Annotated in this window: 14 protein-coding genes and 3 pseudogenes; 11 read left to right on the forward strand and 6 right to left on the reverse strand. The window is 62.6% G+C overall.

What is annotated here, in order from left to right; genetic code table 11:
* Window positions 1-41 precede the first annotated feature (41 nt).
* Window positions 42-512: pseudogene (locus ACFO24_RS10075) on the forward strand (methyl-accepting chemotaxis protein); the annotation flags it as partial.
* A 12-nt stretch (window positions 513-524) separates the two neighbouring features.
* On the opposite strand, the gene dinB reads toward ACFO24_RS10075, so the two are convergent.
* From dinB to ACFO24_RS10090, 3 genes and pseudogenes are all read right to left on the reverse strand, one after another.
* A complete protein-coding gene (gene dinB / locus ACFO24_RS10080) occupies window positions 525-1,736 on the reverse strand; it encodes a DNA polymerase IV (protein ID WP_377738380.1) in 1,212 nt (403 codons plus the stop codon).
* 81 nt (window positions 1,737-1,817) lie between these two features.
* Complete coding sequence (locus ACFO24_RS10085; protein ID WP_377738230.1) at window positions 1,818-2,750, reverse strand: EamA family transporter; 933 nt, start codon at window positions 2,748-2,750, stop codon at window positions 1,818-1,820.
* Between the two features lie 120 nt (window positions 2,751-2,870).
* Window positions 2,871-3,083, reverse strand: a pseudogene (locus ACFO24_RS10090) (branched-chain amino acid ABC transporter permease); the annotation flags it as partial.
* 152 nt (window positions 3,084-3,235) lie between these two features.
* Between ACFO24_RS10090 and ACFO24_RS10095 the strand changes: the two are divergent.
* Window positions 3,236-4,270, forward strand: a complete 1,035-nt coding sequence (locus tag ACFO24_RS10095; protein ID WP_377738231.1) for a YcjF family protein — start codon at window positions 3,236-3,238, stop codon at window positions 4,268-4,270.
* Between the two features lie 19 nt (window positions 4,271-4,289).
* Here ACFO24_RS10095 and arsC read toward each other — a convergent pair whose 3' ends face one another.
* Window positions 4,290-4,661 (reverse strand): arsenate reductase (glutaredoxin), encoded by a 372-nt coding sequence (gene arsC, locus ACFO24_RS10100; protein WP_377738232.1) that lies wholly within the window; start codon window positions 4,659-4,661, stop codon window positions 4,290-4,292.
* Between the two features lie 172 nt (window positions 4,662-4,833).
* Here arsC and ACFO24_RS10105 point away from each other — a divergent pair, with 172 nt between their 5' ends.
* From ACFO24_RS10105 to ACFO24_RS10135, 7 genes and pseudogenes are all read left to right on the forward strand, one after another.
* A complete protein-coding gene (locus ACFO24_RS10105; RefSeq protein ID WP_207575782.1) occupies window positions 4,834-5,784 on the forward strand; it encodes a LysR family transcriptional regulator in 951 nt (316 codons plus the stop codon).
* A gap of 70 nt (window positions 5,785-5,854) precedes the next feature.
* Window positions 5,855-7,276, forward strand: coding sequence for a 3-isopropylmalate dehydratase large subunit (leuC, locus tag ACFO24_RS10110; protein WP_377738233.1), 1,422 nt, complete (start codon window positions 5,855-5,857; stop codon window positions 7,274-7,276).
* Window positions 7,277-7,314: 38 nt separating this feature from the next.
* On the forward strand, window positions 7,315-7,479 hold the full coding sequence (locus ACFO24_RS10115) for an entericidin domain-containing protein (protein WP_207575784.1): 165 nt from the start codon (window positions 7,315-7,317) through the stop codon (window positions 7,477-7,479).
* Between the two features lie 4 nt (window positions 7,480-7,483).
* Window positions 7,484-8,143 (forward strand): 3-isopropylmalate dehydratase small subunit, encoded by a 660-nt coding sequence (leuD, locus tag ACFO24_RS10120; RefSeq protein WP_377738234.1) that lies wholly within the window; start codon window positions 7,484-7,486, stop codon window positions 8,141-8,143.
* A gap of 114 nt (window positions 8,144-8,257) precedes the next feature.
* Window positions 8,258-9,331 carry a 3-isopropylmalate dehydrogenase gene (leuB, locus tag ACFO24_RS10125; protein ID WP_377738235.1) on the forward strand — a complete coding sequence of 358 codons (1,074 nt, stop codon included), beginning with the start codon at window positions 8,258-8,260 and terminating at the stop codon, window positions 9,329-9,331.
* Window positions 9,332-9,577: 246 nt separating this feature from the next.
* Window positions 9,578-10,666, forward strand: a pseudogene (locus tag ACFO24_RS10130) (methyl-accepting chemotaxis protein); the annotation flags it as partial.
* 135 nt (window positions 10,667-10,801) lie between these two features.
* A complete protein-coding gene (locus ACFO24_RS10135) occupies window positions 10,802-16,051 on the forward strand; it encodes a RecQ family ATP-dependent DNA helicase (RefSeq protein ID WP_377738236.1) in 5,250 nt (1,749 codons plus the stop codon).
* Window positions 16,052-16,080: 29 nt separating this feature from the next.
* Here the strand turns inward: ACFO24_RS10135 and ACFO24_RS10140 are convergent, their stop codons facing one another.
* On the reverse strand, window positions 16,081-16,632 hold the full coding sequence (locus ACFO24_RS10140; RefSeq protein ID WP_377738237.1) for a YggT family protein: 552 nt from the start codon (window positions 16,630-16,632) through the stop codon (window positions 16,081-16,083).
* 289 nt (window positions 16,633-16,921) lie between these two features.
* Here ACFO24_RS10140 and lysS point away from each other — a divergent pair, with 289 nt between their 5' ends.
* Both lysS and ACFO24_RS10150 read left to right on the forward strand, forming a co-directional pair.
* Window positions 16,922-18,472, forward strand: coding sequence for a lysine--tRNA ligase (lysS, locus tag ACFO24_RS10145; protein WP_377738238.1), 1,551 nt, complete (start codon window positions 16,922-16,924; stop codon window positions 18,470-18,472).
* Window positions 18,473-18,569: 97 nt separating this feature from the next.
* A complete protein-coding gene (locus tag ACFO24_RS10150; RefSeq protein ID WP_377738240.1) occupies window positions 18,570-19,235 on the forward strand; it encodes a mechanosensitive ion channel family protein in 666 nt (221 codons plus the stop codon).
* A 19-nt stretch (window positions 19,236-19,254) separates the two neighbouring features.
* Here the strand turns inward: ACFO24_RS10150 and ACFO24_RS10155 are convergent, their stop codons facing one another.
* Window positions 19,255-20,178: an NAD(P)-dependent oxidoreductase gene (locus ACFO24_RS10155; protein ID WP_377738241.1), complete on the reverse strand. Its 924-nt coding sequence runs from the start codon at window positions 20,176-20,178 to the stop codon at window positions 19,255-19,257.
* Window positions 20,179-20,213: the final 35 nt, after the last annotated feature.

A 20,213-nucleotide genomic window follows, 5' to 3' on the forward strand; every position in this document is an offset into this window, starting at 1 on the left:
CCCGCTGGGCATGAAGACCTTGCTGCAGCCCTTGGCGGCTCCAGACCAACATCCTGGCGCTGAACGCCGCCGTCGAGGCCGCCCGCGCAGGCGAACAAGGGCGCGGCTTTGCCGTGGTGGCCTCAGAAGTGCGGGCGCTGGCTGGCCGCTCGGCCGACGCGGCCAAAGAGATCAAGGCGCTGATCGGCTCCTCGGTCGATACGGTGCAAACCGGCTCGGCCCAGGTGGCCGAAGCGGGCCAGACGATGAGCGAAATCGTGGAAGGCGCACGCCGCGTCAGCGCCCTCATCAGCGACATCACCACCGCCGCCAACGAGCAGCGCGATGGCATCACCCAGGTGAACGTCGCCGTCGCGCAGCTTGACCAGATGACCCAGCAAAACGCCGCACTGGTGGAAGAGTCGGCCGCCGCCGCAGCCTCGTTGCGCGAGCAGGCGGGTCTCGGCTGGAGCAAGTCATCAGCGTTTTTGACGTTGGCAGCAGCGCCCGCCATCTGGGCCAAAAGCTGTTGAACCAGCCCTCTCTCAGCCACCAAACAAGTCTGGCGTAAACCCCCGCAGCGCCGCTGGCGCAGGCCCGGCTGCAGCCCTGGCTGTGGCCCCATCCTCTTTGGCCAGCGGCGGCGGTGCGCCCTCTTGCAGGCTGCCCACCCGCACCCCCAGCAGGCGAAGGCGCTGGGCCAGCGGTGCCCGGCGCAGACACAGCCCAGCCAGGCGGCGAATGGTGGCGGCATCCTGCACCAGGGTGTCCACCGTCATCTCCCGCGTGAGGCTTTTAAAGTCGCTAAAACGCAGCTTGATGCCCACGGTGCGCCCGCTGTAGCCCGCGCGCTGCAAGTCCTCGGCCACGCGCTCGCACAGCCAGGTAAAGATTGCGCCCAGCTCGGCCTTGTCGTGCACAGCGTGCAGGTCGCGGTCAAAGGTGGTTTCGCGGCTCATGCTCACCGGCGCGCTGTGCGTTTGTACGGGCCGCTCATCCAGGCCGTGGGCCGCACGGTGCAGCCAGGCCCCCGTGGCCTTGCCAAAGTGCTGCACCAGCTTGTGCGCCGGGTAGGCAGCCAGTTGCCCGATGGTGGTGATGCCCAGCTGCTCAAGCTTGGCGTTGGCTTTGGGGCCGATGCCGTTGATCTTGCGGCAGGGCAGGGGCCAGATTTTTTCTTGCAGGTCGTGCGGCCAGACGATGGCAATGCCGCGCGGCTTGTTAAATTCGCTGGCCATCTTGGCCAGCAGCTTGTTCGGGGCCACGCCGATCGAGCAAGTCAGCCCCGTGGCGGCAAAAATCGCTGCCTGCAGCCGCTGTGCCAGCGCCTGCCCGCCTGCTTCCTGCCCACCTTCGGCATGGGTGAAGTCGATGTACACCTCGTCCACGCCCCGGTCTTCCAGCACCGGGGCCAGCGCCACAATCACCTCTTTAAACCGCTGCGAATAGGCCCGGTAGCGGGCAAAGTCGATGGGCAACAAAACCGCCTGCGGGCACAGCCGCGCCGCCTTCATCAACCCCATGGCCGAGCCCACACCAAACTGCCGCGCCGCGTAGGTGGCGGTGGTAATCACCCCCCGGCCCACATAGCCGCCCAGGCGCTCAAACGCCGCCAGCGGCATCTGCGCCAGGCTGCCCCAGCGCTGCACCAACGCCGCCTCTTGCTGCGGGGTAAAGCGGCTGCCGCCGATCACCACCGGCAAATCCTTGAGCTGGGGATAGCGCAGCAACTCCACGGAGGCGAAAAACGCATCCATGTCCAAATGGGCCACGCGGCGCGGCAAAGGGGAGGAAGGGCCAGTCGTTGTCACAGACGCTGATTGTCGCCAGCCCGCAATTCAAGCGCCCAGCGGCAGGCAAATCAGCACCAGCCCCACCAGCATCAAGGCAATGCCGATCTGCTCCGGGCGCGAGAGGCTCTCCTTGAGAATCCGGCGCGAGACCAGGTAGCTGAACACCACTTCAATCATGCCCAAGGTGCGCACATCGGCCACGTTGTGCATGGCGTAGGCGGTGAACCAGGCCAGCGAAGCGGCCGCGCCCATGTTGCCTGCCAGCAAGGAGGTGCGCCAGGCGCGAAAGATCGGCCCCAGGCCCGTGCGCCAAGCCACCCAGCCGCCCAGGCCGATGGATTGCAGGGTCTGCGCAATCAGCACACCCCAGGCACCGGCCACCCAGGGGGGTACCGCGTCGCCCAGCGCCAAAGAGCCCCCCCGAAACCCGATGGTGGAAATGGCAAATCCCGCACCGGCCAGCAGCCCATACATGGCCGATTTGCTGCACCAGGCCCGCCACGACAGCAGCTGCCCCTGGCGCGGCAACCCCAGCAGCAGCACGCCCAGGGTGGCCACCACCATGGCCAGCACGGCCATGCCGGTGGGCAACTCGTGCAGCAGCACCACGCTGAACAGGCCAACTTGCAGCACCTCGGTTTTCGAGAGGGTGACGGCCACGGCAAAGTTGCGCTCTTGCATGGCCCGCAGCAGCGCCGCCGTGGCAAAGATCTGAAAGAACGCCCCCATGCCGATCCAGCCCAGGTAGGGCAGGTTGAAATCTGGCAGCCGGGCCGTGCTGCCCGGCCCCCAATACAAAAATGCCACCCAAGCCACCGTCAGGGGCAGACCAAACAGAAAGCGCACCAAGGTGGCGGACAGGGCACCGACTTCATCGGTCAGCGTGCGCTGCGCGGCATTGCGCACGGTTTGCGCCGCTGCGGCAAACAAGGTGCAAGGCACCCACAGCCAGGCCGCACTGGCAAGAGAATCGAACATTAGAAACAAAAAAGGAGCGCTTACCGCTTGGTTTTCGGCATTTCATGCGTATTCAACATGAAACACCTTGATAACCAAGCGCAAAGCGCTCTCTTTTTAAGAATTACAACAGTTTTGATTCTACGACTTGCCGCGCCCTTGCAGCCAGGCGATCAACTCGCCCATGATGCCGCGGCGAAACGCCAGCACGCACACAATAAAGATCAGCCCGGTAACGATGGTGACCGATTCGCCCAGGGTGGAGAACCACTCAACCCCCGTCGTTCGGGCCAGCCAAGCGCCCAGGTCGCCAATCTTGTTTTCCAGCGCCACCACCACCACGCCCAGCACCAAGGTTAAAAAAATTTTCCATGGTCCGCAACGCAATAACAGCGATCCAATCAAAGCGTGGCTGCACTGCATTACAGCAACGCCAAACGACACCAATGGCTGCCCATCTGTACCTATAGTGCGGCCCTGAACCCATAGCTATTTAAGGAGTTTTGATGACCCAAGAAGAAATCCGCGCCACCGTAACGCTGTGCCTGCTGGCCGCCTTTGCCGATGGCGAAAAGCATGACCGCGAGCGCGAGCAGATTCGCCAAGTGGCCGAGGGCCTGGCCCGCGACCAGGCGATTCACCTGCCCGGTCTCTACCAAGATGTGCTGCTGCGCCGCGTGAGCTTGCCGCAAGTGCTGGCCACCCTGAGCAGCCCCACGGCACGCCAGCTGGCTTATGAGATGGTGGTGTGCGTGTGCGATGCCGACGGCCACACCAGCCCCAAGGAAGAGGCATTTTTGGCGCAGGTGCGCCAAGCCTGGGGCATGGGGGGGGCTGGTGGTGCGCTGGGCACGGCCAGCGGCGGCAGCTATACCGAATTTGAGCAGCAGGCCCAGGTGGTGGCCGACATGCCGTTGCAGGCCGCCGTACCCGAGGCCAGCTTGCCGCAGGATGCAGCCGTGCCCCACCCCACGGCCGTCGATGGCCTGGGCAGTCCCAACCAGCAACGCCGCCCAGGCACGTTGTCGCGCGAGGCGATGGACAGCAAAATCCTCAAAGCATCCATCATGAACGGTGCCATTGAGTTGCTGCCAGAGAACCTGTCCACACTGGCCATCATTCCGCTGCAGATGCGGTTGGTGTACCAAATCGGCCAAAGCTACGGCTATGAGCTGGACCGCGGACATATCAAGGATTTGCTGGCCGCCTTGGGCGTGGGCATGACCTCGCAGTACCTGGAAGAGGCCGGGCGCAAGCTACTTAGCGGCCTGCTGGGCAAAAAGGGCAAGGGGCTTCTGGGCGGGCTGGGCCGCCAGGCCGTCAGCAGCGGCATGAGCTTTGCCAGCACCTACGCCCTGGGCCACGTGGCCAACCAGTACTACGCTGGCGGACGCACGCTGTCCACCGAGATGCTGAAGAACGCCTACCAGCACGTCATGCAGGATGGCCGCCAGCAGCAAGAGCGCTACATGCCACAAATCCAGGCCACGGCCCGTGAGCTGAATATGGCCAAGATCATGTCGATGGTGCGCGGAGGCTAGGATTTAAAACTTCCAAAAATTAAAGCAACTCCAGCACCTTCTCTGGCGGGCGGCACAGGGCCGCGCCCTTGGGCGTGACCACGATGGGGCGGTTGAGCAGGCGCGGGTGCTGGGCCACCAGGGCAAAAATTTGCGCATCATTCATGGCCGGGTTGTCGATGCCCAGGGTTTGGTACTGCGCCTCTTTGCTGCGCAGCAGCTCGCGCACGGGTTGGCCAATGTGCGCCACCAGCTCGGCCAGCTCGGGGGCGGTCAGCGGCGTGGCCAGGTAATCAATCACGAGGGGCTCAATGCCGCGCTCGCGCAGCAATTGCAAAGCACCGCGCGAGTTGCTGCAGGCAGGGTTGTGAAAGATGGTGGCCGTGGTGGCGGGGGGAGAGGCACTGTTCATAGGGCGGCAAGTGTAGGCAGAGGGAAAAATTCTTTCAGTGCAGGGTATTTTGTGTGCATGATCGGCGATATCTCCATTGCCAAAAAACGCTGCTTGAAATCACATTTTGCGATGTCAAGGCGTTTTTTATTGAATTTTTTCCTTCATACTTCGCCATTCAAGAGGACTTGCCATGAAAAATTCCGAACGCAGCTTCGCTCGCCGCATTGATTTGACCTCACTGCAACTGTTTGTTGCGGTGTGCGAGCTGGGCAGCATTGGCCGCGCCGCCGAGCGCGAATACATCGCCGCCTCGGCGGTAAGCAAGCGCCTGTCCGATTTAGAAGCCGCCGTCGATACCGCCCTGCTCTACCGCCACAGCCGGGGCGTGACGCTGACCCCCGCGGGCGAGAGCCTGCTGCACCACGCCCGCAACGTGCTCTATGGGCTGGAGCGCATGCAAGGCGAGCTGTCCGAATACTCCGACGGCGTGCGCGGCCACGTGCGCATGCACGCCACCATTTCCTCCATCGTGCAGTTTTTGCCGGAAGACCTGGGCAGCTTTGCCCGGGAGCACAGCCAGATCAAGATTGACCTGCAAGAGCACCTATCGGCCGACGTGCTGCAAGCCGTGCATGAAGGCACCGCCGACATCGGCATCTGCAACATGGGCCAGGCCAACCCCAACGGCCTGCAAACCCGCCCCTACCGCACCGACCACCTGGTGCTGGTGGCCCCCGAAGACCACCCGCTGACCGAGCGCAGCGCCATCGCTTTCGAAGAAGTGCTGGACTGGGACGTGGTCGGCCTGCACGGCGGCAGCTCCATCAGCCTGGCCATGCGCGGCGCGGCCACCCGCAGCGGCACGGCCCTGCGCCAGCGCATTCAGGTCACCAGCCTGGATGCCATGTGCCGCATGATCGACAACGGCCTGGGCGTGGGCCTGATCCCGCACCGCGCCTTTGAGCTGATGCAAGGCGTGGGCCGCCTGCGCAGCGTACCGCTGACCGATGCCTGGGCGCAGCGCACCTTGAGCCTGGTCGCCCGCGACTTTGACGCGCTGCCGGTGACATCGCGTTTGCTGGTGGAACACCTCGGCAAAGGCTGGGAGCCAGCCTCTTCCAACGCCAGCAACGCTCCCTAGAATCCCCCCACAGCCTGCCAGCTTGACGGCTGGCAGGCTTTTTTCATCCCAACCCAGAGAGTTAGCCAACATGGGACGCACCCTGTACGACAAGATTTTTGATGAGCACGTCATCCACACCGAGGAAGACGGCACCTCTATTCTCTACATCGATCGCCACCTGGTACACGAGGTAACCAGCCCCCAGGCGTTTGAAGGGCTGCGTCTGGCCAAGCGCAAACTCTGGCGCCAAAGCTCGGTGGTGGCCACCGCCGACCACAACACCCCCACCACTGGCTGGGAGCAGGGCTACGACGGCATTGCCGACCCCATCAGCAAAGAGCAAATCACCACGCTCAACAGCAACATTGCCGAATTTGGTGCCGCCGCCTTCTTCCCCTTTATGGACAAGGGCCAGGGCATCGTCCACGTCATGGGCCCCGAGCAAGGGGCCACCCTGCCGGGCATGACCGTGGTCTGCGGTGACAGCCACACCAGCACCCACGGCGCATTTGGCGCTTTGGCGCACGGCATTGGCACCAGCGAGGTCGAGCACGTCATGGCCACGCAAACGCTGCTGGCCAAAAAAGCCAAGAACATGCTGGTCAAAGTGGAGGGCAGCGTCGCCCCCGGCATCACCGCCAAAGACATCGTGCTGGCCATCATCGGCAAGATCGGCACCGCAGGCGGCACCGGCTACACCATTGAATTTGCCGGGCAGGCCATCCGCGACCTGTCCATCGAAGGGCGCATGACCGTGTGCAACATGGCCATCGAAGCCGGTGCCCGCGCCGGCCTGGTGGCCGTGGACGACAAAACCATCCAATACGTCAAAGGCCGCCCCCTGGCCCCCACCGGGGTGGAATGGGAACAGGCCGTGGCCTACTGGCGCACCCTGCACTCCGACGACGATGCGCAATGGGATGCCATCGTCACCCTGCAAGCGGCCGACATCGTGCCGCAAGTGACCTGGGGCACCAGCCCGGAGATGGTCGCCGGGGCCGACACCCGCGTGCCCGATCCAGAAAAAGAAAAAGATGCCAACAAACGCGCCGCCATGGAGCGGGCGCTGACCTATATGGGCTTGGAGCCAGGCAAGCCAATTACCGATATCTGCATCGACAAAGTCTTTATCGGCAGCTGCACCAACAGCCGCATCGAAGACCTGCGCGCCGCGGCCGCCGTGGTGCAAAAAATGGGCCAAAAAGTGGCCGACAACGTCAAACTGGCCATGGTGGTGCCCGGCTCGGGCCTGGTCAAAGCCCAGGCCGAAAGCGAAGGCCTGCACACCATCTTCAAAACCGCTGGTTTTGAATGGCGCGAGCCGGGCTGCAGCATGTGCCTGGCGATGAATGCCGACCGGTTGGAGCCGGGCGAGCGCTGCGCCTCCACCTCCAACCGCAACTTTGAAGGCCGCCAAGGCGCTGGTGGCCGCACCCACCTGGTCAGCCCCGCCATGGCGGCGGCCGCGGCCATCACCGGCCACTTTGTGGACATTCGCCAATTTGCTTAAACCCTGTTTTTTCTCTCTCTTTTTCTAGGAGCACGGTCATGCAGAAATTCTTTACCCCCATCGCACTGGCAGCCTTGGTCTTGGCCCTGAGCGGCTGCGGCAACACCTGGTACGGCGTGAAAGAAGACACCAAACGCGCCGGCCAGGCCACGGGCCAAGGCATTGAAAAAGCCGGAGAAAAAATTCAAGAAATCGCCAAATAACACCATGCAGAAATTCACCATCCACCAGGGCCTGGTCGCGCCCATGGACCGCGAAAACGTCGATACCGACGCGATCATCCCCAAGCAATTTCTCAAGTCGATCAAGAAAACCGGCTTTGGCCCCAACCTGTTCGACGAATGGCGCTACCTCGATCAACCCGGCCAGCCCGGCGTGCCCGAGTCCGAGCGCAAGCCCAACCCCGACTTCGTGCTCAACCAGCCGCGCTACCAAGGCGCATCGGTGCTGCTGGCGCGCAAAAACTTTGGCTGCGGCTCCAGCCGCGAACACGCCCCCTGGGCGCTGGAGCAGTACGGCTTTCGCTGCGTGATCGCGCCCAGCTTTGCCGACATCTTTTTCAACAACTGCTTTAAAAACGGCATGCTGCCCATCGTGCTGCCCGAGGCCACGGTCGATCTGCTCTTTAACGAAGTGTTTGCCTTCCCCGGCTACCAGCTCACCATCGACCTGCAGCGCCAGGTCATCGTGCGCCCCCAGGGCGAGGAAATCCCCTTTGAAGTCAATGCCTTCCGCCGCGACTGCCTGCTCGGCGGGCTGGACGACATCGGCCTGACCCTGCGCCACAAAGACAAAATTGCCGCCTTTGAAGCCCAGCGCCTGGCCAGCAAACCCTGGCTGGCACACAGCTTGGTGGGTGCCAAGTAATTAAAAATCAAAGCTATACCCGCTGACCAATAGCCATTTTTTAATGGCTATTGTTGTAAATACCTTATGAATCAAGCGGAAACAGCTATCACTATTGCAATAAAAGGAAACACCATGACCCAGAAAATCGCCATCCTGCCCGGCGACGGCATCGGCCCGGAAATCATTGCCGAAGCCGTCAAAGTCTTGCACGCCTTGAATCTGGATTTGCAGCTGGAAACCGCCCCCGTCGGCGGCGCAGGCTACGAAGCCGCTGGCCACCCCCTGCCCCCCGCCACACTGAAACTGGCGCAAGAATCCGACGCCATCCTGTTCGGTGCCGTGGGCGACTGGAAATACGACACCCTGGAGCGCGCGCTGCGCCCCGAGCAAGCCATCCTGGGCCTGCGCAAAGCCTTGGGCCTGTTTGCCAACTTTCGCCCCGCCATCTGCTACGAGCAGCTGGTCAATGCCTCCAGCCTGAAGCCCGAACTGGTCTCGGGCCTGGACATCCTCATCATCCGCGAGCTGACGGGCGACATCTACTTCGGCCAGCCACGGGGTCGGCGCACTGCCGAAGACGGCCACTTCCCCGGCAGCGAGGAAGCCTTTGACACCATGCGCTACAGCCGCCCCGAGATCGAGCGCATCGCCCACGTCGCCTTCCAAGCCGCCCAAAAACGCAGCAAGCGCGTCACCAGCGTCGATAAGGCCAACGTGCTGGAAACCTTCCAGCTGTGGAAGGACGTGATGACTGAGGTGGGCCAGCAGTACCCCGACGTGCAGCTGGACCACATGTACGTGGACAACGCTGCCATGCAACTGGTGCGCGCGCCCAAGCGCTTTGACGTGGTGGTCACCGGCAACATGTTTGGCGACATCCTCTCGGACGAAGCCTCCATGCTCACCGGCTCGATTGGCATGCTGCCCAGCGCCAGCCTGAACGACAAAAAACAAGGCCTGTACGAGCCCAGCCACGGCAGCGCCCCCGACATCGCCGGCCAAGGCATCGCCAACCCGCTGGCCACCATCTTGTCGGCCGCGATGATGCTGCGCTTTAGCCTGGGCCACGAAGCCGCTGCCCAACGCATCGAAGCGGCCGTGCAAAAAGTGCTAGCACAAGGCCTGCGCACCGCCGACATCTACAGCGAAGGCACCACCAAAGTAAGCACCGCCCAAATGGGCGATGCCGTAGTGGCGGCGCTGTAATTGCGCCATCTTTTACGCTAAAAGCGCCGTTCTCCGTCACTGGAGCGGCGCTTTTTTTATCGCCTCACCGTCTCCTGCTATGGTGCTGCGGGTGAAGCACTTAGCTTCGCGCTGCCCCCCAAGGCCTGCGCCCCAGCGCCATCCACACCATAACCACCATCCATAAATAACCACCACAGGAGAAATTTAAGCGGTATGAAAGTGGGCACCAAGCTCATTGCCGGGTTTTTGGCCGTCGCCGTGATTGGCGCCATCATCGGCGTGCTGGGCATACTCAAAACCAGCGAACTCAGCGGCCTGGCCAACCTGATGTACGAGCGCGAGATGGTGGGTGCGCAGCAAATCGCTACGGGCAACAGCGACCTGTCGCAGCGCACCGAAACCCAAGCGAGCAATCTGGAGGAAACCGCCGCCTCGATGGAAGAGATCTCCAGCACCGTGCAAACCAGCGCCGACACGGCACGCCAGGCCACGCAGCTGGCCACCAGCGCCAGCCAAGCGGCCACGCAAGGTGGCGAGGTGATGCAGCAGGTGGTGCAGACCATGGAGCAGATCAACGCCGCTTCGCGCAAGATTTCCGACATCATCGGCGTGATTGATGGCATTGCGTTTCAGACCAATATCTTGGCGCTGAACGCTGCCGTGGAGGCAGCACGTGCCGGCGAGCAAGGCCGGGGCTTTGCCGTGGTGGCCGCCGAGGTGCGCAGCCTGGCCGGACGCAGTGCCGAGGCAGCCAAAGAAATCAAAACCCTGATTGGCAACAGCGTGGAAACCGTGGACGCGGGCAGCCGTTTGGTGGATACCGCCGGCAGCACCATGCAGCACATCGTGCAAGAAGTGCAGCGCGTGACCGACCTGATCCGCGAGATCAGCGCTTCCACCAGCGAGCAAACCGTGGGCATTGGCCAGGTGGGCGAGGCCGTGGCCCAACTCGACCAGATGACGCAGCAAAACGCGGCGCTGGTGGAAGAGTCTGCCGCCGCTGCCTCCAGCCTGAACCAGCAAGCCCAGCAATTGGTAGAGGCCGTGGCCGTGTTCCAACTGGGCCGCCATGAAAATGCCATGCGCCGCCCCAGCACCACCGCGCAAGCGCCAGTGCGGCCTGTGTCCAGCCCCGCGCCCAGCCCAAGCCCTGTGGCCAACGTCACCCACGCCACCACCACCGCACCGCAATTGGGCCAACGCAGTAGCACCGCCGCTGCCAAACCTGCCGCTAAGCCTGCTGCCACAGCCGCCAAGCCACCCGCAGCGGCCCCCCGGTCAGCACCCGCCCCAGCAGCACGCATTGCGGCACCCACCGGTCACAAGGCCGATGACGATTGGGAAACTTTCTAAACGTCTAAAGCAGGGGCGGCTCCCGCCCCTAGCGCCCCAGCACACGGTTTGGCGGCTCTTTGTCTAACAGCATGCACCGGCGGTTACATTCAGCCCTTTGATTAATTAATCACTTTGTGCCTTGTTGATTGTCTTGTGACTGCTGCTGCGCCTTGCCCTCTCCCGCCCGACCCCACCGCACCGGCCTGCCTGTGTCTGGACATTGAAACGTCCAAGCACGACCGCCTGCGCTTGCACGAGGTGGGTGCTTGGCGCAGCGACACCGGGGCGCAGTTACACCTGAAGGGCGATGCCCCAAAATGGGCCACCCAACTCAACGCCCTGACCGCCGGGGCGCAGGCCCTGTTGGGGCACAACATCACCGCCTTTGACCAACCGGCCCTGGCTGCCTTGCACCCCGAGCTAGCGCTGCACCAACTCCCTCAGATCGACACGCTGGCGCTCTCGCCCATCGCCTACCCACAAAACCCCTACCACCGCCTGGTCAAGGATTACAAGCTGTGTACCACCAGCCGCAACGACCCGGTGCGCGATGCCCAGCTGGCCTGGACATTGTTCCAAGAGCAAAGCCAAGCACTGCAAGAGCGCATTGCCCAGCACCCGGACGAGGCGCAATGCCTGCACTTTTTACTCACCCGCGCCGAACAACCCGACAGCGGCCTGGGGGCGCTTTTTCAGCAATGGCGCCAGGCACCTCGCCCCAGCCTGCTGCAGGCGCAAAAAGCCTGGATCTGCGCCACCCAGGGCAAGGTCTGCCATACCGCCTTGGCCCGCACCACCCACCAATGGCTACCCGATTCTGATTGGCATCCCAGCCTGGCCTATGTGCTGGCCTGGCTGCGCGTGGCCGGGGGCAATTCGGTGCTCCCCCCTTGGGTGGGGCTGACCCATCCGCGCACGCGCCAGGCCATCCATGCGCTGCGCAATGTGCCGTGCAGCAAACCCTGCTGCACCTGGTGCCAGGAGCAGCACCAACTGCAGGTGCTGCTGCCGCGCTTTTTCCCCGGCATCACTACGTTTCGCCCCACCCCAGCCACCCCCGATGGCCGCAGCCTGCAGCAGGCGATAGTGGAAAACGGCATGGCAGGCACCTCCACCCTGGCGATTTTGCCCACCGGCGGGGGCAAGTCGCTGTGCTACCAATTACCAGCGCTGGCGCATTTTTTCCGCACCGGGGTGCTGACGGTCGTTGTCTCGCCGCTGCAGTCGCTCATGAAAGACCAGGTGGACAACCTGCACAACAAGCAGGGCGTGACCTGCGCGGGCTACCTCAACGGCCAGCTCACCCCGCTGGAGCGCCGTGCCATGCTAGACAAGCTGCGCCTGGGCGATCTAGGGCTGATTTTTGTTGCCCCAGAGCAGTTTCGCAGCCCGGCCTTTACCAAAGCACTGGCGCACCGCGAAGTGCGGGCCTGGGTGTTTGACGAGGCGCATTGCCTATCCAAATGGGGGCGTGACTTTCGCCCGGATTACCTGTACGTCTCGCGCTTTATCCGGCAAATACAAAAAGAGCGGCCTTCCCCCGTGTTCTGCTTTACTGCCACGGCCAAGCCCGATGTGGTGAAGGACATTTGCCGCCATTTCCAACAGTTGCTGGGCATACAGCTGGCCCGCCTGGAAGGCGGCGTTGCCCGCGAGAACCTGGACTACGAAGTCCTGGCCGTCCCCCAGGCCAGCAAGCAACCGACTGCACTGCGCTTGCTGCAAGAGGGGCTACGCGATAGGGGCGGGGCGATTGTGTTTTGCTCTCGGCAAAAAACCACCGAAGAAGTAGCCCATTTTTTGCAGCAAGCGGGGCTACGCTGTGGCCACTTTCACGGCGGGATGCTGGCCGAAGACAAGCGGCGCATGCAGGAAGACTTCATTGCCGGCCACCTGGATGTAATGGTTGCCACCAACGCCTTTGGTATGGGGGTGGACAAGCCGGACGTACGTTTGGTGATTCACCTGGACACGCCCGGCTCCTTGGAAAATTATTTGCAAGAAGCTGGCCGCGCCGGACGCGACCAACAAGCGGCACGTTGTGTCTTGCTGTATGACCCGGCTGACCTGGACGTACAGTTTCGGCTGCTAAGAAACTCCCGCCTGACACTGAGCGACATCCAATCCATCCTCAAGGCCCTGCGGGCCATTAAAACCCGTGACCGTGCTGGTGAAGAAATCATCGCCACAACCGGGGAAATCTTGCGCCAATTCCCGGACCAGCAGCGCATCGACCCCGAGGCCCACGATGCTGACACCAAAGTGCGCACCGCCATTGCCTGGCTGGAAGAGGCGCAAATCCTGGAGCGCCACGAAAACCACACCCAGGTCTTGCCCGCCAGCCTGCTGGTGGCCACCGTGGAAGAAGCACGCACGCGCTTGCTACACAAACTGAAGGATGCGGCCCTGCTGCCGGACTATCTGAGCATCGTCACCGCCTTGATGAACTGTGCCGATGACGACAGTCTGTCCACCGACGAGCTCATGGGCCTGACCGGCAAAGATGCTCGCACCGTGCGGGCCATGCTGCGCGAGCTGTGTCAATGGCAGCTGCTGTCTGACGATACCGAGCTGGGCGTACTCCTTGTCAATCAGCCGCCCACCGCCGAACGCTTGCAAGCGCTGGAACGACTGGAAACGGCCCTGCTGACCCTGATGCGCGAGGCTGCCCCAGATGCCGATGCCCATCCGCACAGCCCCCAGCATTTGCACATGCGCGTGCTGTGCGACACGCTGCGCCGACGCACCGGGCTGGCCATCGACCCGCAGCGCCTCTCGCGCCTGCTCACGGCACTGGCTGCGCCCTTGTCGGAAGAAGGCGGCAAACAGACGCGCGGTTTTTTTCGTATCGTCCCCATGGGGCAAGACCAGCGCTACCTGTACGTCCAGCACTCCTGGGACAGCATTGCCGATGCCTGCCAACGGCGCATGCAACTGGCCAAGGTGCTGCTCACCCACTTACACAGCTTGCGCAAGCACAACAACCTGCTGGTCACTTGCAAGCAAGGCACGCTCACAGCGCTGCTGCAGGCCGATGCCACTTTGGCCCAGCACACCTTTAAAGACTGGGATGTGGCCCTGGGTGCAGCCCTGCTCTACCTGGATGCCAATGAAGTGCTCTACCTGGCGCGGGGCAAAGCCGTATTCCGCTCAGCCATGCGCATCCACCTGCACGCCCATGCCAGTCGGCGCAAGTTTGCCTTCATGGACTACGCCTTGCTGCGCCTGCACTACCGGGACAAGGCGGTGCAAATCCACGTTATGGCCGAATACGCCAAGCTGGCGCTGGAGAACATGAAGGCCGCCCTGCGCTTTGTGCAGGACTACTTCAGCCTGCAGTGGCAAGCGTTTGCCAAACGTTATTTCAGCGGCCGCGAAGCGGTGCTGCAGCTGGCCACGTCCGAAGACGCACACCGGCGCATTTACCTGGATTTGGCCAATCCCGCACAGCAGGAGATCGTCTCCGCCCCGCCGCACGACAGCCTCTTGGTGCTGGCTGGCCCCGGTTCGGGCAAAACCCGGGTCATCGTCCACCGGGTGGCCTGGTTGCTGCGCCAGCAGATGGTGCAGCCCGAAGAAATCATGGTGCTGACCTACAACCGCAGCGCCGCCCATGAAGTGCGCCAGCGCCTGTGGCAGCTCATTGGCAGCGACGCGGCTGGCGTGGCCGTGCAAACCCTGCACAGCCTGGCCATGCGCCTAACCGGCACCAGCTACACCGTGGCCTTGGAGCACTCCGAGGCGATTGATTTCAGCGCCGTCATCCGCCAAGCCACCGACTTGCTGCAAGCGGTTGCGCCGCCCACCCTGGGGACCACAGATACCAACACCGATGCAGATACGGATACGGATGACAGCGCCAGCAGCCTGGCCCGTGCCCGGTTGCTGGCAGGCCTGCGCTTTATCTTGGTGGATGAATACCAGGACATCAACCGCGACCGCTACGCCCTGATCAGTGCCCTGGCTGGACGCACCCTGGCCTCGGGCGACGATCGTCTGGCCCTGATGGCCGTGGGCGATGATGACCAGAACATCTACGAATTCGACGGCACCAACGTGCGCTACATCCGTCAATTTGAAGCCGACTACCAGGCACGGCGCTTTCACCTGCTGGAAAACTACCGCTCCAGCGGCCACATCATCGCCTGCGCCAACCAGGTCATTGCCCCAGCCCAGGAGCGCATGAAAGCTGAGCAAACCCTGCGCATCAACCACGCCCGCCACGATGCTCCGGCAGGTGGTGCCTGGGAAAGCCAAGACCCCGTACTGGCGGGCCGCGTGCATATCTTGGAGGTGCCCAACCACCCCCTGCAGGCCGCAGCCCTGGCGCTCAATGAGCTGCAGCGCCTGTACGCCCTGCGCGAAGATACGCGCGAGGGTGGCCGCTGGGGGCACTTTGCGGTGCTGGGGCGCGAGCATAAAGACCTGGACGCGATTTACCACCTGGCCCGCCAACGTGGCCTTGCCGTGCGGCGCATTGCGAAAAATAAAGACGACCCCAACATTACCCTGCACACCGCCCGCGAAGGGGCGGGCCTGTTGGCTCTGCTGCGCGGCGAAAAACGCTGCCAGCAACTTGCCCCACGGTTGGTGCTGCGCGCCGCCACCTTGCGGCGCTGGCTGCGCCGTACCTATGGACCTGCGGTGCAAGAAGGGCAAGGCCATTTACACCAAGTAGCTTTGGCGCAATTTATTGCCCAAGTGGAAGTCGGCGATAGGGACAACCGCATCGTTGTCCGTGATGTGATTGAGCAGCTGTACGAGTTCAAGCTGGACACCCTGCCCAGCAGCACCCCACGCCCCAATGCACCCTTGCTGCTCTTGACCGCCCACAGCGCTAAGGGCATGGAGTTTGACCACGTTCTGATTTTGGACAACGGCAACTGGCAGCAAAACGATGATGCCGAGCGCCGCCTGTTCTACGTGGCCATGACGCGTGCGCGCCAAACGCTGACGCTGTGCCACAGCCCTGCACTGGGCCACGCTTTTATCCCGGATTTGCAAGACTTGGCCCTGGCTACCCAGCCCGCGCCACCGGTGCTGACCCACGACACCATCGTGCGTTATGAAACGCTACCAACCGCAGCGGTGTACATCTCTTGGCCTGGCAAATTCCCAGCCCACCATGCTGTTCACCGCCACATTGCCGCCTTGCAGGTAGGCGACCCGCTCACGCTGTGTCCCCCTCAGGGCAGCAGACACTGGACACTGCGCAACGCCCAAGGGATCACCGTCAGCACCATGGCCAAGGCCTTTAGCCCACCACCCCATGTGCAGGCAGTGACCGTGGCGGCCATCCAGGTGCGCCGCCGCAGCCCAGAAGACGCTGAACGGGGTGTGCCGTGCGAGCGCTGGGAAATCATCCTCCCTTGCCTAGAGGTGCTGGCCGAGCCCAGAAGCTGAAAACGGCGGGGGATTCTCAGCGTGCCTGTTTACATCCGCAGCAAATTGAACTGCACATTGGCCAGCACCATCAGCAGCACCTGCAGCGCGATCAATGCCACCAAGGGCGATAAATCAACATTGCCCACCAGCGGAATGATGCGCCGCAGTGGGCGCAGTACCGGCTCGGACAGCCGCGCCAAAATGGGGGCCACGGGGGCGTGCGGTTGCACCCAGGACAATATGGCGTGGATGAGCAAAATGCCGATCAACCCGGTCAAGACCATGCGCAGCAGGCCAAACAGCGCCAGCAACGGGATCAGTACCGGGCTGGCTGCGCCCCCCAAAACCGCCCACAAAACCAAATAGTGCAGCAGCTGCACCAGCACCGCGCCCAGCAGGCAGGACAGATCGACCTTGCCACTGGGGCGAATCACCCGGCGCAGCGGCAGCACCAGCCAATCCGACAAGGCAAACACCAGTTGCCCCACGGGGTTGCCAAAGGGCACGCGCAGCAGCTGCATGTACAGGCGCAGCAGGCACGCGCCGGCGACCAGGCCGCTGGCCACCTCCAGTAAAAATTCAACAATTTGCAAGAGCATTACCAACCTCAATGAGACGATAGCTATTGCCGCTTTAATTTAAACAAATTCAAGGTTTTTATTACTTAAAATCGTTTAACAATCAGCGGTACAAGCTATTGTAAAAATAGTAACCCTGTGCTGGACTGCCAACACAGCAGTGCGTCCATGGCGATAAGCCCTGGCAAATCCAGCTTGGACGCAAGATTAAGCCATGCAAGCCAACAGCGGGCGCAAAAAAATTAGAATCGCCCGCTTTGGCTCGTTTTTTTCCTGTTCACCCTTGGCCCCGCGCGGCCCTTTTGCTCCCATGTCTGACACCACTGATTTGCCGCTGGCCGATGCGGCTGCCGCCCCCCAAGATGAAAACAAACTCATTGCCGAGCGCCGTGAGAAACTGAAAACCATCCGTGAGCAGGCCCAGGCCCAGGGCGTTGCCGCCTTCCCCAACGACTTCAAACCCCAGCACCGCGCCGCCGCCCTGGCCGCGCAGTACAACGCGCTGGACACCGAAGCGCTGCAGGCCAGCCCCGTCACCGTTAGCGTGGGCGGGCGCATGATGCTCAAGCGCGTGATGGGCAAGGCCAGCTTTGCCACGGTGCAAGATGCCACCGGGCGCATCCAGCTGTACATCGCCCGCGATACCGTGGGCGAGGCGGTGTACGACGACTTTAAAAAGTGGGATTTGGGCGACATCATCGGTGCCGAGGGCACGCTGATGAAGACCAAGACGGGCGAGCTGTCGATCAAGGCCACCAAGATTCGCCTGCTGACCAAGAGCCTGCGCCCCATGCCCGACAAGTTCCACGGCATGGCCGACCTGGAGCAAAAGGTGCGCCAGCGCTACGTCGATCTGATGATGAACGAGGATACCCGCGCCCGCTTCGTGGCCCGCAGCAAGGCGGTGGCCGGCATCCGCGACTTTATGGTGCAGCACGGTTTTTTAGAGGTCGAAACGCCCATGCTGCACCCCATTCCCGGTGGGGCCAATGCCAAGCCGTTTGTCACGCACCACAATGCGCTGGACCAAGAGATGTATTTGCGCATTGCCCCAGAGCTGTACTTGAAGCGCCTGGTGGTGGGCGGTTTTGAGCGGGTATTCGAGATCAACCGCAACTTCCGCAACGAAGGCATCAGCGTGCGCCACAACCCCGAGTTCACGATGATGGAGTTCTACGCGGCGTGGTGGAATTACCGCGATTTGATGGACTTTACCGAGCAACTCATCCGCGATGCGGCCATGAAGGCCGTGGGCACCCTGGACTGCACCTATGCCGGCAAGCCGGTGGACTTGGCCGCGCCGTTTGAGCGCCTGAGCATTCCGCAGGCCATCGTGAAATACACCGATGCCGGCGAGAACGTGACCAACCGCGACTGGCTGACCAACGCCTTGCGCAAGCTGGGCATGAACGAGGACAAAGACAAGCTGTCCACGCGCAGCCTGGCGAGCCTGCAGGTGCTGTACTTTGAAGAGGTGGTGGAAGAGAAGCTGTGGAACCCCACCTTCATCATGGAGCACCCCACCGAAATCAGCCCACTGGCGCGCGCCAACGATGAGCGCCCGGAAGTGACCGAGCGTTTTGAGCTGTACATCACCGGGCGCGAGTTTGGCAATGGTTTCTCGGAGCTGAACGATGCCGAAGACCAGGTGGCCCGCTTCAACGCCCAGGTCGAGGCCAAGGACAGCGGCGACGACGAAGCCATGTACTTTGACCACGACTTTGTGCGCGCGCTGGAGTACGGCCTGCCGCCCACCGGCGGCTGCGGCATTGGCATTGACCGCCTGATGATGCTGCTGACCGACAGCGCCAGCATCCGCGATGTGATCTTGTTCCCCGCCCTGCGCCGCGAACAGCCGTAAAAATCGGCTTAGAACGTGAACACGTTCTTACAGCGGCCCACGCCACTGCATTGACCATTTCAGGGCACTGGCACAGTGCCCTTTTTATTTTTTTGCTATGAAACCTTTACAACGCTGGCAAAACTGGCATACCCATTTGCCCGATTGGCTGCAGGAGTGGCTGGACGTGATGGTGCCGCTGCTGCAAATTGTGCTGATTGTTTTTTGTGCCTGGCTGCTGCACCGGCTGGTGCGCCGTGTGCTGAGCCGTGCCAGCACGCATTACCAGCTGCCGCACGAGCTGCTCATGCCCATCAATGTGGTGGTGCGCTGGCTTATCGTCAGCGGTGCGGTGCTGCTGGCGCTGGAGCGCCTGGGGGTTTCGGCCACGGTGCTGTGGTCGGCATTTACCGGCTTTGCCACCGTGGGCGCGGTGGCGTTTTTTGCGGCCTGGAGTGTGCTGTCCAACCTGTTTTGCGCTTTCCTGATCTTTACCGGCCGCCCGTTTGTGGTGGGCGACACGATTGAGCTGCTGGACAACGCCGAAAAGCCCGGTGCCCTGGGCAAGGTGGTGGACATCAACCTGCTCTACACCACCTTGGAGGACATATCAGAGGCCAATGTCGGGGCACAGGTGCAAATCCCCAACGCCTTGATCTTTCAGCGCGTGCTGCGCCGCTGGCGGGCCGGTAGCGAGGTGCCCGCCGGCAAAACGCACAACCCGGCCAGCAGCGCCCCGGCCCCAGCCGCCCAGAAAGCGCCCAAGGCCACGCAGCCGACCTAAGGAAGGGGAAATTACCGGGCTAGCGCAGGCGGGCAATCAGGCTGGAGGTATCCCAGCGCCCGCCGCCTTGGGCCTGCACATCGGCGTAAAACTGATCGACCAGGGCTGTTACGGGCAGGCGGGCACCGTTGCGCTGGGCTTCTTGCAGCACCAGCCCCAGGTCTTTGCGCATCCAATCGACGGCAAAGCCGAAGTTGAATTCATCGCGCACCATGGTGCTGCCCCGGTTATCGAGCTGCCAGCTTTGCGCCGCGCCTTTGCCAATCACTTGCAGGGCTTTGTCCATGTCCAGACCGGCTTTTTGGCCAAAGGCCACCGCCTCGGACAGGCCTTGCACCAGCCCGGCAATGCAAATTTGATTGACCATTTTGGTCAGCTGCCCGCTGCCGCTGGGCCCCATCAGGGTGACGGCGCGGCCAAAGCAGGCCATCACCGGCTCGGCCGTGGCAAAGGCGGCCTCGTCGCCACCGCACATGATGGTGAGTTGCCCGTTTTGCGCCCCGGCTTGCCCGCCAGAGACCGGGGCATCCACAAACGCTACGCCCTGCTGCTGGGCGCTGGCGTACAGCTCCCGCGCCAGCTGGGCCGAGGCGGTGGTGTGGTCAATCAAAATACTGCCCGATTGCATGCCCGCCAAAGCACCCTCAGGCCCCAGCACCACGCTGCGCACGTCGTCATCGTTGCCGACGCACATGAGGACGATATCGGCCCCTTGGGCTGCTTCGCGCGGCGTGCTGGCATGGTGCGCACGGCCGGTGGCCGCAAAGGCTTGCACCCAGGCTTGTGCTTTGGCAGCCGTGCGGTTGAACACCGTAACCGTGTGCCCGGCCAGCGCCAAATGCCCCGCCATGGGCCAGCCCATTACGCCCAATCCTAAAAAGGCCACTTTGCGCGGCGTGGCATCCGGGTAGCTGCGGGGGTTGGTTTGTTGTGCAACGGTCATGGGGTTCTCTCCTTGTTTTTGCTGTGCATTCGGGA

The sequence above is a fragment of the Comamonas denitrificans genome (assembly GCF_042654745.1).
GTDB classification, from domain to species: domain Bacteria; phylum Pseudomonadota; class Gammaproteobacteria; order Burkholderiales; family Burkholderiaceae_C; genus Comamonas; species Comamonas denitrificans.